A 14,670-nucleotide genomic window follows, 5' to 3' on the forward strand; every position below is an offset into this window, starting at 1 on the left:
TGCATAACAACAGGGGAGGAATGCGAATGACGTGGTGGAACTTCGTACCGTCCAGGATGGGGAGCAGCACGCCGCGGCGACGGGTCCGCGCCATTGGAGTCGCGCTTGCGCTTGCCGGCGTGGCGAGCGCACCGGCGCTCGCGCAAAACGACAAGATGGCCGCCATCGCCACGCCTGCGCAGCCGACAGCGATCGCGCTCGGCACCGGCGCCTTGCCCGGCGCCACGGCGACCGAGAGCTGGCACAGCCAATATGGCAGCGTATTCGCGCGCAACGTGACGGTGGCGACGCTCACCCCCTTCCTGCCCGACCCCGCCAAGGCGAACGGCACTGCGGTGATCGTCGCGCCCGGCGGCGGCTTCACCTCGCTGTCGATGCAGAATGAAGGCTGGGATGTCGCCAAGGCGCTCGCCGCGCACGGCGTCGCCGCCTTCGTCCTGAAATACCGGCTCAACCAGACCCCGCAGGACCTCGCTGCCTATGAGGCTGCGATGAAGGCACGCTTCGCCGGCGGCGGCGGCGGCCCGCCGCGCGGTGCCGATCCCAAGGCGATGATGGCGGGAATCGCGACCCAGGTGACCGACGCGCGCGCGGCCTTCGCGCTGGTGCGCAAGCGCGCGGGCGAATGGCACGTCCAGCCGGACAAGGTCGGCATGGTCGGCTTCTCGGCGGGCGCAATGCTAACGCTCGCGACCGCGCTCGACGGGCAGGATGCCAAGCCCGCCTTTATCGGCACGATCTACGGACCACTCACCACCTTCCAGGTCCCCGCCGACGCGCCGCCGCTGTTCGTGGCGCTGGCCGCCGACGATCCGCTGTTCGGCAATACCGGCTTCGGCCTGATCGACAGCTGGCGCGGCGCCAAGCGCCCGGTGGAATTCCATCTGTTCGAGCAGGGCGGCCACGGCTTCGGCATGTACCCGAAGAAGACCACGAGCACCGGCTGGTTCGACGAATTCGTCCGCTGGATGACCATGCACGACTGGATCAAGGCCGGGGCGTAAGGCCGCCCCTATCCTCCCCCGCAAGGGGAGGTGGCAGGCTGCAGGCCTGACGGAGGGGGAGGAGGCATGTCGGCCAGATGTTCTGGCATCCTCCTCCCCCTCCGACCCGCTGCGCGGGCCACCTCCCCCTGGCGGGGGAGTATAAGCTACCTTCGCGTTGCCGCCATCAGCCACGTGCGGATCGCGCTGGCCAGGTTCGGCGGGTCCTCCGCGCTGATCCGCGCATGGTCGATCGCCGCGACCAGTGCGCTCAGCGGCAGCGCGGCCTCCACTGCGGCCGCCTCCAGCGCAACCCAGAAGATCGGCTCCAGGCTGATCGAGGTTGGATGGCCCGCGATGGTGATCGAGCGCTTTAGCGGCCCGTGGAAGCCCCCCGGCGGCGGCACGATCTCCAGCGCCACGGCGTCACTCGGTATCGAACAGCGCGGCCAGTTGCTCGACCATCGTGCCGGCGAGCTGCTCGGCGTCCATGATCGTCACCGCCCGGCTGTAATAGCGGGTCACGTCATGGCCGATGCCGATCGCCGCCAGTTCCACCGGCGAACGCGCCTCGATCCAGCCGATCACCTGCCGCAGGTGCCGCTCCAAGTACGAGCCCGAGTTCACCGACAGCGTCGAGTCGTCCACCGGTGCGCCGTCGGAGATCACCATCAGGATCTTGCGGTCCTCGGGCCGGGCGATCAGCCGGCTGTGCGCCCAGAGCAGCGCCTCGCCGTCGATATTCTCCTTGAGCAGCCCCTCGCGCATCATCAGCCCAAGCGACTTCTTCGCGCGGCGCCACGGCTCGTCGGCCTGCTTGTAGATGATGTGGCGCAGATCGTTGAGCCGGCCCGGCTGCGCGATGCGGCCCTCGCCCAGCCACTTCTCGCGCGACTGGCCGCCCTTCCAGGCACGGGTGGTGAAGCCGAGCACTTCGGTCTTCACGCCGACACGTTCCAGCGTGCGCGCGAGAATGTCCGCGCTGATCGCCGCGATCGAGATCGGACGGCCGCGCATCGAGCCCGAATTGTCGATCAGCAGCGTCACCACCGTGTCCTTGAACTCGGTATCGCGCTCGATCTTGTAGCTGAGCGACTGCATCGGGTTCACCACCACCCGCGCGAGCCTGGCCGCATCGAGCAGGCCCTCGTCCTGGTCGAAATCCCAGCTGCGGCTCTGTTGCGCCATGAGGCGCCGCTGCAAGCGGTTGGCGAGCTTGGTCACCGCGCCCTGCAAATGCACCAGCTGCTGGTCAAGATAGGAGCGCAGCCGCTCCAGCTCGTCGGTGTCGCACAGGTCCGTCGCCGCCACGACCTCGTCGAACTGGGTGGTATAAGGACGATATTCGAAGCTCGGCGGCAGGTCGCTCCACGGGCGGTTGGGGCGGACGGGCATCATGCCTTCGTCGCCGTCATCGCCCGGCTCGCCGTCGCCATCGTCCATGCCTTCGGACTGCTGCTCCTGGTCGCCTTCCTCGCCCTGTTCGGACTCGCGCTGCTCGCCGCGTGCCTCGGTCTGACCCTCGCCCTGCTGCTGCTGGGACTCGCCTTCCTCTTCGCCCTGCTCCTGCTGCTCTTCCTGGCCCTCTTCCTCGTCGCCGCCTTCATCGGCTTCGTCGGGGACCATCTCGCCTTCGGTCAGCTCGAGATCCTGGAGCAGCTTGGCGGCGAGCGCGGCAAAGGCGTTCTGGTCGTCGATCGCCATGGCCATGGCATCGAGATCAGACCCCGCCTTCTCCTCGATCCAGTCGCGGACCAGCGCCAGACCTAGCGCGGCGCTCGACGGCGATTCGCGGCCGGTCAGCCGTTCGCGGACCATCAGCCCGAGCGCGGTGGACAGCGGCACTTCGTCGCGGGTGCGGGCGCGGCCGATCGGGTCCGAGCGCAGCCGCATCGCCAGCGCCTGCTCCAGATTGTCGGCGATGCCGGCATAGCCACGCGACCCCAGCGCCTCGACGCGCGCGGTCTCGATCGCGTCGTAGACGGCGCGGGCGACCGGCTCGCGCGGCGCGGTGCGGCCGTGGAGGTTCGCGTCATGGTGGCGCATCCGCAGCGCGAAGCTGTCGGCAAAGCCGCGCGCCTCGGCGACCTGCTCGGGCGGCAGGGTGCGCGAGGGCATCGGCACCTTGACCGTCTTGCCGCTCTGGAACGGCGCGTCGGCGGTGAAGCCGAATTCGAGTTCGTCGGCACCCGAGAGCGCACGCGCGGTGCCCGCGAGCACGTCGCGAAGCCGATCGAGGGGATTGTCCTGCGCCATCCCTCCCACATGCGCCCCATCGGGCAGATGTCAAGGAAACGCCAGCATCGCGACCGGCACCCCTTGGTACAGTCAGTCCAGCATCGCCAGCAAAGCAGGGGACAGGCGCTCCGCGAACGCCGCGCCCTCGCGCGTCACCATATGCGCTGCCAGCCCCTGGAGTTCGGCGAGCGCCATGCCCGCGGGCCCCAGCACCGTCAGCGCGGTCGCCCAGGCATCGGCCAGCATCGCCTCGCGGTGCAGCACCGAGACCGAGACGACCTGGTTGTCGATCGGCCAGCCGGTGCGCGGATCGATGCTGTGCGCATAGCGGCGTCCACCTTGCTCGAAGAAGCGGCGATAGTCGCCCGAGGTCGCCACCGACAGTCCGTGCAGCGCCACGCGGAGCGGCGCCAGCGTACTGGCGGGGACCGGCTCCAGCTCAACCCACCAGGGCCGGCCGTCGGGCTTGATCCCCTCGCCGCGCAGCTCGCCGCCGATCTCGATCAGGAAGTCCTCAATGCCGAGTGCCACCAGCCGCTCGGCCACGGCATCCACCGCATAGCCCTTGGCGATACCCGACAGGTCGATCTGCACCGCCTCGCGCCGGCGGATGCGGCGCTGCTCGCGGTCGAACTCGAGGTGGCGCGCCCCGGACATGATCTTCGCCTCGCCGATCGCATAGGCGCTCGGCACGTCGTCGCGCGGTCCGACGGGGCCGAAGCCCCATAAATCGGCGAGCACGCCCGCAGCCGGATCGAACGCACCGTCGCTCGCCGCGTGGACCGACAGCGCCGCGTCGAGCACGCGCGCCGCCTCTGGCGACAGCGGCTGCCAATAGCCGAGCATGCCGCGGTTGAACCGGCCGATGCGCGAGGCCGGCTCCCAATGGCTGAACTCGGCGATCATCCGCATCAGCACCGCCTGAACGGTCTCGCGGATGTCCTCGGGAGGGTCGACGACCACCAGCCGCCAAGTGGTGCCCATCGTCGCGCCGCCGAAGGTGGCGACGGGCGCGGCCGATCGCCGCCGGTGGAACGCCGCCGGCGACAGGCTTTCGGGAATGGCAATACGTGCGTCGGCGATCAGGGTGCCAGTACCTCCAGCGTGGTCGTGTAGCTGACGCGGCGGCCGGAGGGAACGCCCCCCATGCCCTGCGGCCCGCCCTGTGCCGGACGCGCGCCTGCACCCTGCGCCTGGGGACGGGGCCCCTCCCCCTCAGGCTGCGGCGCGTTCTGGGTCACGTTGATCCAGTACATGCCTGCTTCGGGCCATCGAATCGTCACCTTGCCCGCCGCATCGGTGCGCTGCTCCATCTGCTTCGGCGCCGCACGGTAGCGGCCGCCGCCGAGGATGGTGGTGACGTACAGACCCGAGGCTGGCTTCCCGTCGAGCAGGAACTGGAAGGTCGCGGGCTCATTGGCGACGAGGTCGTTGGGGTGCGTCACCGGCACCAGCTCGATGCCCTCGCCGGTCGGCTTGAACACGGTGCTGGTCGGTGCGCCCTGCGTCACGAAGATCTCGTTGCGGGCGAGCATCTCGCTGGTCTGCACGTCGGTGGCGCCGGCCGGAATGACGGTGGCGAGCTGCGCCTTGGTGGTGCCGCGCGGGAGCATCTTGGTCTCGCCGTTCAGCGTGTAGCGGCCGAACACGCCCTGGTTCACCACCGCGATTCGATAGGTGCCCTGCTGGGTGAGGTGCACGTCGAAAGTCGCGCGGAACTGGCCGACATTGTGGTGCTCGGCCTTGCCCTCGGTGCCGTCGGGCTGGGTGATCGTCGGAACGGCACCCATCGGTCGATGGTCGAAATAGAAGAGGTCGTTCGACACCGCGGCGTCGACCGTCACCCAGTTGTCGGTGCCCGAGACGACCGTCGACGAGGGCAACAGCCACATGCGATGGGCGATCGCGGCCGGCGCGGCGAGCGCGGTGACAGCGGCGAGGGCGAAAAGCGGCTTGCGGAACTTCATGGTATCGATCCCCCCGGATTAGCGCTTGAGCGTGAACGAGACGGCGCCGAGCTCGCTGGCGCCCTTGGCAGTGGCGGTGGCGCTGCTGCCGTTCCAGGCGAAGGGCAGGCGCACGACTTCGCGTCCGCCGACTTCGCGCGCGGCTTCCACCACCAGCGTATACTGGCCGGGCGTGAGCGCGGGCATGCCGCCCTTGCCGGCGACAAGCCGCTGCTTCTGCACGCCCGGCGCGCGGGTGGCGCCGCTGATGCCGTCGGCGGGGAAGCTCATCGTGCGGCCCGAGGCGCGCCACCATTGCCGCACCTCGTGCAGCCACTTGGTGCCCTCGCCGCCGCGCTTGTCGACATCGTACCAGACGGAGAGCGTGCGCGGCGCCTGCCCCTCCTTCTCCAGCCACACGGCGACGTACGGCTTGTGATATTCGGCCACGCGGATGCGCGGCAGCTCGATCGACAGATCCATCGTCTGCGCCGCCGCCGCGTTCGGCAGCAATGCGCCCGCGCCGAGCGCGGCCGTGGTGAGTCCGGTCAGGCGAAACTGCATGAAACCCCCTTTAGTGAATCAAGAACAGCGCGATCAGCGCAGGAATGGCGAGGCCGGCGGCAACCAGCGGCCAGGTGCTCTTGCGATGCTTCGAATGCATCCACAGCAGCACCAGCCCGGTCAGCGTGAACACCAGGCAGGCAAAGGCGAAGACGTCGATGAACCATTTCCATGCGGTGCCGGCGTTGCGGCCCTTATGGAGATCGTTGAGATAGGCGATCCAGCCGCGTGAGCTGCTCTCGCTCGTCACCTTGCCGGTGTCGCGCTCGATCGCGATCCAGCCGTCGCCGCCCGGGCGCGGCTGGGCGAGATAGATCTCGTCGGCCGACCATTCGGCGACGCCCTCGGCCGGCATCTTCAGGGTGGTGCGCAGCCAGCCCGCCACCGGCGCGGGCAGCGGCTGCTTGGTGTCGGGCTTGTCGTCGGGCTTGACCAGCGGCAGCAGCGCGGGTGGCAGCTGCGCGGCGCGATCCACCGTCTGCGGCGCGCCCTCGATGTCCGATGCATGGTTGAGCGTGAAGCCGGTGATCGCGAACAGCAGCAGCCCGATCAGGCTGATCGCCGAGCTCATCCAGTGCCAGGTGTGGAGCTGCTTGAGCCAGAAGCTCTTGCGGCTGCGCTTGCGGGGCGCGACGGGAGGAGACGGGGCGTGCATCGGGCGATCAGGAATCTCGGCTAGGGTCGGACCGGTGCGATAACGCGAACGATTCGCATTTACAACGATCGAGTTGTAACAAGCTGTACCGGCCGCCTCGGAAACGCTGTCTTCCCGATCCTATCCGCTGGTTTGTCTGGGCGTTGCGCGCCTGAGCGGCTATCCGGGGGCCAGCAAACACGGAGACGAACGATGCGCGACGACCTGGTGATCCAGACGATCGAGCCGACCACGCACGACCTGGGCGGCTTCAAGGTGCATCGCACCCTCCCCTCGCTCCCGCGCACCATGGTGGGACCGTTCATCTTCTTCGATCAGATGGGCCCGGCGATCCTCGACGTCGGCACCGGCATCGACGTGCGCCCGCACCCGCACATCAACCTCGCCACCGTCACCTATCTGTTCGCCGGCGCCATAGACCATCGCGATTCGCTGGGCACCTTCGCCACCATCGAGCCGGGCGCGGTGAACCTGATGACCGCGGGCCATGGCATCGTCCATTCGGAACGCTCGCCCTCCGCGGAGCGCGAGAAGGGCCCCGAGCTATCCGGTATCCAGACCTGGCTGGCGCTGCCCGAGGCGCTGGAAGAGATGGATCCGGCCTTCGAGCATGTCGCGGCGGCCGATCTGCCGATCATCGAGGCGCATGGCGCCCGCGCGCGGGTGATCATGGGCGAGCTGTGGGGCGCCACGGCGCCGACCACCACCTATGCCCAGACCATCTATGGCGACATCGTTCTCGAGGGCGGCGCCAGCATTCCCATCGACGCGGTGGCGGACGAGCGCGCGCTCTATGTCGCGACGGGTGAGGCGAGCCTGGACGGCATGCCGCTGGTGCCGATGACGCTCTATCTGCTCCGCCCCGGCATCCGCGCGACGCTGCGCTCCGAACGCGGCGCGCGGGTGATGTTCTGCGGCGGCGAGGCGTTCAAGACGCCGCGCCACGTCTGGTGGAATTTCGTCAGCTCGAGCCGCGATCGGATCAACCAGGCCAAGGAAGACTGGAAGGCCGGCGCCTTCCCCAAGGTGCCCAATGACGACAAGGAATTCATCCCCATCCCCGCGGTTCCTAAGACGGTAAGTTACCCCTAGTTTTCCTTTACTTGCGGCTTTCGCCCAACCGGCGCATCTAGGGCCTTGGGCAGAGACTGGACGGCACGGAGGCGGTGCCGGACAGGAACAGGGAGAGCCGTGTGACCGCAATTCGACAGACCAGCCTGCCGCTGGCGACGGGCGTTACGCTCAACGTCGCGCTGGCGGGGGATCCCGCCACCCCCCCCGTCATCCTGCTCCACGGCTTCCCCGAATCGCATCGCACCTGGCGGCACCAGATCCCGGCGCTGGCGGAGCGCTATTTCGTGATCGCACCCGACCAGCGCGGCTATGCCGGCTCGTCCAAGCCCGACGGCGTCGAGGCCTATGCCGCCGACAAGATCGCGGCGGACGTGTTCGCGCTCGCCGATTCGCTGGGAGTCGAACGCTTCACGCTGGTCGGGCATGACTGGGGCGGCGCGATCGCCTGGATGGCGGCCCTGCGCGAACCCAAGCGGGTCGCCCGGCTGGTGATCATCAACGCGCCGCACCCGCAGGTCTTCCAGCGCAAGCTGTTCGACGATCCCGGCCAGCGCCGCGCCAGCCAATATATCCGCTTCTTTCGCGAGACCGAACTCGATCGCGCGCCGGACAAGACCGGGCTGGAGCAGTTCCTGCTCTCGCTGTTCGGCGAGCATCTGCAGGTTACGGTGCCGCCTGAGGAACAGGCGATCTATCTCGAACAATGGAGCCAGCCGGGTGCGCTCACCGCGATGCTCAATTGGTATCGCGCCACGCAGATCGTGGTGCCGGCGATGGACGAGGATCCGCCGCGGCCGAGCTGGATCGACGGCCCTTTCCCGCTTCAGCCGCAGCCGACCCTGGTGATCTGGGGAATGCGCGATCGCGGGCTGCTGCCGTGCCTGCTCGATGGGCTGGAGACGCTGATCCCCGACTATCGAATCGTGCAGATCCGCGACGCCGGCCATTTCGCGCCTTGGGAGAAACCCGAGGACGTGACCGCCGCGTTGCTCGAATGGCTGGCTGCACGTCCCGTCTGAGAAAAGGCCGGGACGCAAAAAAGCGCCCGGCAAGGCCGGGCGCAGGGGGAAGGAACCGAAAGCCCGGGTCTCAGAAGCGGAAACGTACGCCGGCGCTGTAGTAACGCCCTTCGTAACGCGTGTCGATCGGATAGTACTGCGTCTCATTGAAGTAGCGATAGTTACTGAACGGCTGCGCGAGGATGTTATTGACCTCCGCCGTCAGCGTGATGTTCTCGATCGGTGTGTACGATGCTGAGAAATCCAGCCGTGATATCGGCCGCACCATCTGGCCGGTATATTGGACATCGTTCGAGTTTCTGCTGTAGAAGTCGACATAAGAGCTGCGATAATTGTACGACAGGCGGAAGGAAACCTTGTCACGCTCATAGAAGCCGCTGAGGTTATACGACCATTTCGACAGGCCGGTCAGCGAGACCATCGGCTGCGCCGTGCCGAGCGCTGCCGGCAGCTGGTTCTTGGCATCGACATAGGTGAGGTTGGCCTGCGCGCCGAACCCGCTCAGCCAGCCCGGCAGGAAATCGAAGAAGCTCTGCGCCGAAAGCTCGAAGCCCTTGATCTTGCCGGTGCCGGCATTTTCCGGCCGGCTGATCTGGATCAGGCCGTAGACCGGGTCGTTCACGTCGCGCGTATAGTTGCTGATGAACCCTTTCAGATCGCGGTAGAACACCGCGCCGCTCACCGCGCCGTTGCGGCCGAAATAATATTCGACCGTCGCGTCGTAGTTCTTCGAGGTCAGCGGCTTCAGGTCCGGATTGCCGCCCGAACCGAAAAAGGCATAGCGCGCATTATTGCCGCCCGAGCTGGTGTCGGTGTTGCGGTTGAGGCTGAACGCCGGGTTGAGCTGGCCGAAGCCTGGCCGGGTGCGCGTGATGGTGAAGCCCAGCCGCGCCTGCAGCCCCTGCGCCAGCTTGGCGCGCAGCCCGAAGCTCGGCAGCACGTCGACATAGTTCTGCCGGTTGGTATCCGTCACGGCCGAAATCGTGCCGTCCACTGCCGTCACCTTCGACGTGCCGACATAGCGTCCGTCGGTGTTGACGATCCGCACCCCGAAGGTGCCGTCGATCGGGATACCGACATCGAAGGCGTAGCCGGCCGACGCATAGGCGGCGTAGCTCGATTCCTTCGCGTAGAAGCCGCCATAGGGATCCATCGGGATCGCCTGGGTGCTGAACTGCTTCAACGCATCCTTATAGCCCTGGTCGTTCGGGTTGGCGGCAACGATCTTCTGAAGCGACGCGTAGGATAGCTGGCGCAGCGCTTCGGCGTTGCTCTGGATCGCGTCGTAGGAGGGCATCAGCCAGTTGCGGAACGGCGGGCCGTCGCCGCGGAAGCCGTCCTGCACCTGCTCCAGGCTGCCGGTGGGCAGGCTGGCGAGCGCGATGCCCAGCGTCGGCGTATAGGCATAGCGGTTGCCCTGGCGGCGCTTGGCATCGCGGTCGGTCGCGCGCAGGCCGAACTTGATCTTGGGCAGCCAGCCGATCTCGGTATCCAGCGCGACGTCGCCGCGCCACTGGAGACCGGCGCCGCTGACGTAATATTCCTTCTGGTAGAAGCCGCGCCACACATAGTTGGCGGGATTGGTCATATCGTAATTGCCGAGATCGAACCAGGAGGACTTGTCCTTCTCGAAGATCACGTTGACCGGCGGGGCGGCGGCGGTCTGCCCGTCCAGGCTGGCTTCGTTGTTGCCATATTCCGAGAAGGTATAGGCGAAATCGCTCGAGATCACCGCCCGGCCGGTGGTCCAGATGAAGCCGGCGGCGGCCTGGTAGGTGTTGGTGTAATCGCGCGTGGTCGAACGGAACATCTCCGCCGGATAGCCGCCGGTCTTGCTCACGCTGACCAGCTTGTTCGCCTCGCCGGGTACGCGAACGATGTTGAACAGGTTCGGCGGCACCTCGACGCCCGCGGCATTCTTCGGCGCGGCGCGCAGCAGCGACACGTCGAAGCTCTCGGTCGAGCCCTGGTTGCGGAAGGCCTGCCACAGGCCGTCGGCATAGATTTCGAGATTGTGCGCCGGCTTCCACTGGAGCGAGCCGTTGACCGAGGGCCGCTCGCGCAGGCCGCGCGGATAATAGAGGCCGACGCTGTACGGCAAGCGGAAATCGGCCGCCTCGCCGGCGGGCAGCGTCGCCTTGCTGTTCGCCACCGGATCGACCCCGCCGTTCGTATAGCGGATCGCGTTGTTGTAATAGAAACGGTTGTACGCGACGTTGATCAGCGCACCCATCTCGCCGATCGGCGTGTTCCAGCGGTCACTGATCAGCAGATTCCCGTTGGGGTTCGTCTTCTTCGACTGGTCGTTGTACGAGGCGCGGATCGCCCCGGCGATCTCCAGCCCCTTGAAGTCGAACGGACGGCGCGAGCGGACATTGACCAGCCCGGCCAGGCCCGGCTCGATCAGATCGGCGGTCGCCGACTTGTAGACTTCGAGTGCCGCCAGCGCCCCCGCCGGGAAGTCCTGCACCGCCACGGTCCGGTTCTCGGCGGTGAAGATCTCGCGCCCGTTGAACGAGGTGCCGACGTCCGGCAGGCCGCGGATCAGGATGCCCGACGCCTCGTCGGCATAGCGGCCGACCTGCACGCCAGGCAGGCGCGCAAGGCTCTCTGCCGCATTATTGTCCGGCAACTTGCCAATGTCTTCGGCGACGATAGCATCGAGGATCGAGTCCGAATTGCGCTTGAACTCGCGCGCTGAGGCAAGGCTGGCGCGGATGCCGGTAACCAGGATTTCCTCTTCGGTCGCATTGCTCTGCGCGCTCGGCTTTTGCGCCCCTTCCTCGGGCGTTGCGGCAGATTGCGCCCATGCGGGCGTGGTGGCGGCAAGCGCGGCCAGCGCCCCGCCCAGCAAAAGAATCGGTTTGCGAGTCACGTCGTCCTCCCCTTTTGGCGTCCATCGGCTCGGGCTTTCCCGATCGCTGCGACAGACACAGAACACCGCGACAGGCGCGGTTTCGATCTTTTAAGTCTGACAAAATGGAAAAGCTGTCAATGATGCACGGATGAAATTTCATCGTCAGCGATGAAAGACGTGCAGTCGCAAGCAGTTGCGGCCGCGGCGGCGCCGCGATCGACGGGCAGGATGCGCAGGGGCGGTGGCGCGGCCTCAGGCCGCGCGCATCACATACGGTGTAGTGTCATAGGGCGGGGCTAGCCCCTCAACCCAGGCGCCATGCGCATGCGTCCGCGCGACCAGCTCCATCGGCGTGTCGCCGGGCCAGCCGCGCACCCGCACCTCCTGCACCGCGAGATCGCGGTTGGGCTCCATCATCACCCAGCCCAGCGGGCGCTCGAGCGTCGCGGCGGCCCCGGCCGCCTCCATCATCGCGGCGATCCGCGCCTGCGCCTCGGGGCGCAGATATTGCCAGACGACCGAATGCAGCAGCACCCGCGTCACCCCTGCCGGCTGCGGCTCGCCGAGGCGGGCTTCGAGCCACTCGGCGGCGTCCCCGCGCTCCAGCCGCACCGGCGCGGCACGGAGCATCGCTATCGCGGTCTCAAGCCGCACCTGTCGCTCCACCGCATCGACCCAGACATAGGCCTGCAGCCGATCGGCATCGCGGTCGTCGGTCAGGTCGAGCGGCGCGATGTCCACCCCGCGGGCGGAGACGATCTCCACCGGCGCAGCAGGCGGCGGACTCCCCCGCCAGTCCGGCCGCAGCACCAGCGGCGACTCGGTCGGACCGACTGCAACGCCGTCCAGATCGAAACGGTAGCGCCCCAGCATCAGGTTCAGCCCGGCACTCGATCCGATCTCGAGCAGCTCGAATCGCGGGCCGTAGCGCGTCGCCAGGTGGAGCAGCCCGGTCATCAATCCGTTGGAGCGCGCCGCCTCGTTTGTCTGGGGCGGCCCGTACAGCCAGGGCATCAGCGGCAGGTCATAGGCCGAGAGCACCGCGTCGAGCGCCGCGCCGATCCGGCCGAGATCGGTCTCCTCGCCGGTGAAGATGCGCCGCAGTTCGGGCACGCCGCGCCGGTGGAGCGCATGCAGCCCGCCGACCAGCCGCAGCACCAGCGCATCCGCCACCGGCTCGCCCGGCCAGTCGAGCACGCGGCGGCCGGTTTCGCTTGCGCGGGTGATGCCCTGCCCCAGCGCGGTACAGATGCGCGCGGTGATCGGCGCGTCCATCGCCGCGCAATAGCCGGCCTGGATGGCAAAACTCTTGCGGTTCTCGGCTTCGCTTGCCATGCGCATCTCCCTTTGGCGCCTGTTGCGCCCATGGCGCCCCCCAAGTAAAGCCCCCGCACCCATGACCGAGCCGTTGATCCTTGCCGTGCCGAAAGGCCGGATTCTCGAAGAGGCGTTGCCCTTGCTGGCAGCCGTCGGCATCGTGCCCGAAGCCGCCTTTTCCGATAAGAACTCGCGCGCGCTGCGTTTCGCGACCAACAATCCCGCGATCGACCTTATCCGGGTGCGCGCCTTCGACGTGGCGACCTTCGTCGCGCATGGCGCCGCGCATCTGGGCATCGTCGGTTCGGACGTGCTGGCCGAGTTCGACTATTCGGAGCTCTACGCGCCGGTGGACCTGGGCATCGGCCATTGCCGCATCTCGGTCGCCGAACCCGTGGCGCTGGCCGAGCAGGACGATCCGCGCGGCTGGAGCCATGTCCGCGTCGCGACGAAGTATCCGCACATCACCCGCGCCCATTTCGAGGCCCGCGGCGTTCAGGCGGAGTGCGTCAAGCTCAACGGCGCGATGGAACTCGCACCGGTGCTGGGTCTGGCCCCGCGCATCGTCGACCTCGTCTCTTCGGGCCGCACGCTAAAGGAAAACGGCCTGGTAGAGGTGGAAGTGATCGCCGAGGTGACCAGCCGCCTGATCGTCAACCGCGCCGCCTTCAAGACGCGCGCGAGCGAAGTCGTGCCGCTGGTGGATGGATTTAGAAAGGCCGTGGCATGATCCGCCTGAACTCCGCCGACGCCGGCTTTGCCGACGCCTTCACCGCTTTGGTCAACGCCCGCCGCGAGGCCGACGACGATGTCGCGCGCAACGTCACGCACATCATCAAGCGCGTCCGCGACGAAGGCGATGTCGCGGTGCGCGACCTCACCCGGCTGTTCGACAAGCACGATCTCGATCGCTCGGGCTGGACGATCGACCGCGCCGACTGCCTCGCCGCCTATGAAGGGCTGAGCCCCGAGTTGCGCGACGCGCTCGAACTCGCCGCCGAGCGGATCGCGGTCTACCACGCCAAGCAGCGCCCCGAGGATCGCGACGAAACCGACGCGCAGGGCATCCGCCTCGGCGCGCGCTGGACGCCGGTCGATGCGGCGGGCGTGTACGTGCCCGGCGGCCGCGCAGCCTATCCCAGCTCGGTGCTGATGAACGCCATCCCCGCGAAGGCGGCGGGCGTGCGCCGGCTGGTGATGGTCACCCCTACTCCCAATGGCGAAGTCAACCCGCTGGTCCTCGCCGCCGCGCACGTCGCAGGTGTGGACGAGCTGTACCGCGTCGGCGGCGCGCAGGCCGTGGCCGCCCTCGCCTATGGCACCGAGACGATCGCGCCGGTCGACGTCGTCACGGGCCCGGGCAATGCCTGGGTGGCCGAAGCCAAGCGCCAGCTGTACGGCGTGGTCGGCATCGACATGGTCGCGGGGCCCTCCGAGATCGTGGTGGTGGCGGACGGCAAGAACGATCCCGAGTGGATCGCCGCCGACCTGCTCAGCCAGGCCGAGCACGATCCCACCAGCCAGTCGATCCTGTTCACCGACGACCCCGCTTTCGCCGACAAGGTGGCGGCGGCCGTCGATGCGCAGATCGCCACGCTCGCCACCGGCGCCACCGCGCGCACCAGCTGGGACGCGAACGGCGCGATCATCCTGGTGCCCGACCTGCCCACCGCGATGCCGCTGGTCGATCGCCTCGCGCCCGAGCATCTCGAACTCGCCTGCGACGATGCCGAGCCGCTCTTCGACATGGTACGCCACGCCGGCTCGGTGTTCCTCGGCCGCTATACGCCGGAAGCCGTCGGCGATTATGTCGCCGGCCCCAACCATGTGCTGCCCACCGGGCGGCGCGCGCGCTTCGCATCGGGCCTCTCCGTGCTCGATTTCATGAAGCGCACCTCGTTCCTGAGCCTGGATCCGTCCGGGCTCGCCGCGATCGGCCCCGCCGCCGTGGCGCTCGCAGAAGCCGAAGGCCTGCCCGCGCACGCGAAGTCGGTCGCGATCCGTCTAAAGTGATAGA

13 protein-coding genes are annotated in these 14,670 nt (G+C 67.8%); 5 read left to right on the top strand and 8 right to left on the bottom strand.

What is annotated here, in order from left to right:
- The first annotated feature begins 56 nt into the window (after window positions 1-56).
- Complete coding sequence (locus QZ670_RS02325; RefSeq protein ID WP_294251578.1) at window positions 57-1,004, top strand: alpha/beta hydrolase; 948 nt, start codon at window positions 57-59, stop codon at window positions 1,002-1,004.
- Window positions 1,005-1,150: 146 nt separating this feature from the next.
- On the opposite strand, the gene QZ670_RS02330 is transcribed toward QZ670_RS02325, so the two are convergent.
- From QZ670_RS02330 to QZ670_RS02355, 6 genes are all read right to left on the bottom strand, one after another.
- Entirely contained in the window at window positions 1,151-1,405 is a 255-nt protein-coding gene (locus QZ670_RS02330) for a ribbon-helix-helix domain-containing protein (protein WP_294251582.1), read from the bottom strand.
- Between the two features lie 4 nt (window positions 1,406-1,409).
- Entirely contained in the window at window positions 1,410-3,239 is a 1,830-nt protein-coding gene (gene cobT / locus QZ670_RS02335; RefSeq protein ID WP_294251585.1) for a cobaltochelatase subunit CobT, read from the bottom strand.
- Window positions 3,240-3,311: 72 nt separating this feature from the next.
- Window positions 3,312-4,205, bottom strand: coding sequence for an FAD:protein FMN transferase (locus QZ670_RS02340; RefSeq protein ID WP_294251588.1), 894 nt, complete (start codon window positions 4,203-4,205; stop codon window positions 3,312-3,314).
- 98 nt (window positions 4,206-4,303) lie between these two features.
- Entirely contained in the window at window positions 4,304-5,188 is an 885-nt protein-coding gene (locus QZ670_RS02345; RefSeq protein WP_294251591.1) for a DUF4198 domain-containing protein, read from the bottom strand.
- Between the two features lie 18 nt (window positions 5,189-5,206).
- Window positions 5,207-5,731, bottom strand: a complete 525-nt coding sequence (locus QZ670_RS02350; protein ID WP_093298143.1) for a DUF2271 domain-containing protein — start codon at window positions 5,729-5,731, stop codon at window positions 5,207-5,209.
- A 10-nt stretch (window positions 5,732-5,741) separates the two neighbouring features.
- Window positions 5,742-6,386, bottom strand: coding sequence for a PepSY-associated TM helix domain-containing protein (locus QZ670_RS02355; RefSeq protein WP_294251598.1), 645 nt, complete (start codon window positions 6,384-6,386; stop codon window positions 5,742-5,744).
- A 192-nt stretch (window positions 6,387-6,578) separates the two neighbouring features.
- Here QZ670_RS02355 and QZ670_RS02360 point away from each other — a divergent pair, with 192 nt between their 5' ends.
- Both QZ670_RS02360 and QZ670_RS02365 read left to right on the top strand, forming a co-directional pair.
- Window positions 6,579-7,478 carry a pirin family protein gene (locus QZ670_RS02360; protein ID WP_294251603.1) on the top strand — a complete coding sequence of 300 codons (900 nt, stop codon included), beginning with the start codon at window positions 6,579-6,581 and terminating at the stop codon, window positions 7,476-7,478.
- 101 nt (window positions 7,479-7,579) lie between these two features.
- Complete coding sequence (locus QZ670_RS02365; RefSeq protein ID WP_294251605.1) at window positions 7,580-8,479, top strand: alpha/beta hydrolase; 900 nt, start codon at window positions 7,580-7,582, stop codon at window positions 8,477-8,479.
- Between the two features lie 70 nt (window positions 8,480-8,549).
- Here the strand turns inward: QZ670_RS02365 and QZ670_RS02370 are convergent, their stop codons facing one another.
- Both QZ670_RS02370 and QZ670_RS02375 read right to left on the bottom strand, forming a co-directional pair.
- Window positions 8,550-11,354 (bottom strand): TonB-dependent receptor, encoded by a 2,805-nt coding sequence (locus QZ670_RS02370; protein WP_294251608.1) that lies wholly within the window; start codon window positions 11,352-11,354, stop codon window positions 8,550-8,552.
- 234 nt (window positions 11,355-11,588) lie between these two features.
- Window positions 11,589-12,671: a DUF2332 domain-containing protein gene (locus QZ670_RS02375; protein WP_294251613.1), complete on the bottom strand. Its 1,083-nt coding sequence runs from the start codon at window positions 12,669-12,671 to the stop codon at window positions 11,589-11,591.
- Between the two features lie 61 nt (window positions 12,672-12,732).
- Here QZ670_RS02375 and hisG point away from each other — a divergent pair, with 61 nt between their 5' ends.
- Window positions 12,733-13,383 carry an ATP phosphoribosyltransferase gene (hisG, locus tag QZ670_RS02380; protein WP_064310984.1) on the top strand — a complete coding sequence of 217 codons (651 nt, stop codon included), beginning with the start codon at window positions 12,733-12,735 and terminating at the stop codon, window positions 13,381-13,383.
- A complete protein-coding gene (gene hisD, locus QZ670_RS02385; RefSeq protein WP_294251624.1) occupies window positions 13,380-14,666 on the top strand; it encodes a histidinol dehydrogenase in 1,287 nt (428 codons plus the stop codon). Before hisG ends, hisD begins: the two co-directional genes overlap by 4 nt.
- Window positions 14,667-14,670 lie beyond the last annotated feature (4 nt).

This window comes from uncultured Sphingomonas sp., assembly GCF_913774285.1.
Taxonomy (GTDB): Bacteria; Pseudomonadota; Alphaproteobacteria; order Sphingomonadales; family Sphingomonadaceae; genus Sphingomonas.

Excerpts from the sequence above, each read along its gene's own strand:
- QZ670_RS02325 (WP_294251578.1), top strand. The coding sequence starts at position 57 with ATGGGGAGCAGCACGCCGCGGCGACGGGTCCGCGCCATTGGAGTCGCG.
- cobT (WP_294251585.1), bottom strand. The coding sequence starts at position 3,239 with ATGGCGCAGGACAATCCCCTCGATCGGCTTCGCGACGTGCTCGCGGGC.
- QZ670_RS02340 (WP_294251588.1), bottom strand. The coding sequence starts at position 4,205 with ATGGGCACCACTTGGCGGCTGGTGGTCGTCGACCCTCCCGAGGACATC.
- QZ670_RS02345 (WP_294251591.1), bottom strand. The coding sequence starts at position 5,188 with ATGAAGTTCCGCAAGCCGCTTTTCGCCCTCGCCGCTGTCACCGCGCTC.
- QZ670_RS02350 (WP_093298143.1), bottom strand. The coding sequence starts at position 5,731 with ATGCAGTTTCGCCTGACCGGACTCACCACGGCCGCGCTCGGCGCGGGC.
- QZ670_RS02355 (WP_294251598.1), bottom strand. The coding sequence starts at position 6,386 with ATGCACGCCCCGTCTCCTCCCGTCGCGCCCCGCAAGCGCAGCCGCAAG.
- QZ670_RS02360 (WP_294251603.1), top strand. The coding sequence starts at position 6,579 with ATGCGCGACGACCTGGTGATCCAGACGATCGAGCCGACCACGCACGAC.
- QZ670_RS02375 (WP_294251613.1), bottom strand. The coding sequence starts at position 12,671 with ATGGCAAGCGAAGCCGAGAACCGCAAGAGTTTTGCCATCCAGGCCGGC.
- hisG (WP_064310984.1), top strand. The coding sequence starts at position 12,733 with ATGACCGAGCCGTTGATCCTTGCCGTGCCGAAAGGCCGGATTCTCGAA.
- hisD (WP_294251624.1), top strand. The coding sequence starts at position 13,380 with ATGATCCGCCTGAACTCCGCCGACGCCGGCTTTGCCGACGCCTTCACC.